The 1,683-nt window shown below is 69.0% G+C and carries 1 protein-coding gene and 1 pseudogene; both read left to right on the top strand.

Translation table 11 applies throughout. From position 1 onward, the window contains the following. Positions 1 to 898: MFS transporter (locus tag DBR22_RS18535; RefSeq protein ID WP_108600219.1), on the top strand; the 898-nt coding region annotated here is incomplete at its 5' end. A 9-nt stretch (positions 899 to 907) separates the two neighbouring features. After that, a pseudogene (locus tag DBR22_RS18530) lies at positions 908 to 1,683 on the top strand (UDP-N-acetylmuramate dehydrogenase); the annotation flags it as partial.

Below are 1,683 nucleotides of genomic sequence, written 5' to 3'. Positions count from 1 at the left end.
GGCCGTGGGCCGGCACATCATGCCGCGCCTCCACGGAGCCTTCAGCCTGGGCACCGTGGCAGGCGCCGGGCTGGGCGCGTGGGCGGCGGCAGCATCCCTTCCGGTGTTCTGGCACCTCGCGGCGGCGGGCGCCGTGGTTGCAGTGTCGGTGACGACGGCGGCAGCATGGTTCCGCGCCGATATCACCCCGGTGGCCGGCGAACGCACCTACGTTCCGGACAACTTTGAGGATCCGTCCACGGGCCCCATCGCCATCATCACCCCGGGATCCCGGCCGCTGGAAGGCTCCGATGTTCCGCCCGTCCCGCTGGACAACAAACGCAAGATCGCCGAAGCCTGGCGGGACCGGCGCACGCTCCTGCTCGGGGTGATGGTGCTGGGACTTGCCCTCGCAGAGGGGGCTGCCGGCGACTGGGTAGCGCTGGCCCTGGCGGACGGGCATGGCCAGTCGGACGCCGCCGGAGCCGCCGGCTATGGGCTGTTCGTGACCTTCATGACCATTGGCCGGTTCGCCGGGACGCTGGTGCTGGACCGCTTCGGCCGGGTTCCGGTGATGCGCTGGTGTGCGGCGCTGGCCGTGTTCGGGCTTGGCCTGTTTGTGTTTGCCCCGGTGCCCTGGCTCGCGTACGTGGCCCTGGCCGTCTGGGGACTGGGCGCCTCCCTGGGTTTCCCGGTGGGGATGTCGGCCGCGGCGGACGAGCCCGCCAAAGCAGCGGCCCGGGTCTCCGTGGTCTCCACCATCGGGTACGGGGCGTTCCTGTGCGGACCGCCGCTGCTGGGCCTGCTGGCGGAACACGTGGGCATCCTGCACTCCCTGCTGTCCGTGATGGTGATGCTGGCGGTCAGTTTCCTGCTGTCGCCGGTGGCCCGCAAAGTTCCGCAGACGCCACTGCGTTAAGCTGGAACGGTGACCCAAACACTGCTCTCCCACCTGACCACGTCCGCCGTCGGAGGCCCTGCCGGCACGTTCATCGAGGCCCGGACCGAGGCGGAAATCATCGACGCCGTCCGCTCCGCCGACGCAGCGGGCGAGCCGGTACTGATCATCGGCGGCGGGTCCAACCTGCTGATTTCCGACGACGGGTTCCCCGGAACCGTGGTCAAAATCGCCTCGGAGGGGTTCACTGTCAACGCGGAGGACTCCTGCGGCGGAGTTGCCGTGGTGGTGCAGGCAGGGCACAACTGGGATGCGCTCGTGGAACATGCGGTCCTGCACGCCTGGTCCGGCATCGAGGCGCTGGCCGGAATCCCGGGCCTGACCGGAGCCACGCCCGTCCAGAACGTCGGTGCCTACGGTTCCGAAGTCTCCCAGACCATCGCCGCCGTGCGCACCTGGGACCGGACACGGAACGCCGTGCAGACCTTCACCAACTCTGAGCTGAAGTTCGGGTACCGGGATTCCATCCTCAAGCAGACCACCGTCAACGGATCACCCCGCTACGTGGTGCTCACCGTGGAGTTCCAGCTTCCGCTGGGCCGGATGAGTGCTCCCATCCGCTACGCCGAACTGGCACGGTCGCTGGGCGTGGAGCAGGGCCAGCGGGCCTATGCCAACGATGTCCGCCGCGAAGTGCTGCGGCTGCGCAGCTCCAAAGGCATGGTGTGGGATGCGGCGGACCGGGACACATATTCCACCGGCTCGTTCTTCACGAACCCGATTGTTCCCGCGGACGTGGCGGCGGG

Origin of the sequence: Arthrobacter sp. HMWF013 (assembly GCF_003061105.1) — a bacterium.
Classification (GTDB): domain Bacteria; phylum Actinomycetota; class Actinomycetes; order Actinomycetales; family Micrococcaceae; genus Arthrobacter.
Note: the sequence above shows the minus strand (reverse complement) of the source record. Positions and strands in the feature narration are given on the sequence as shown.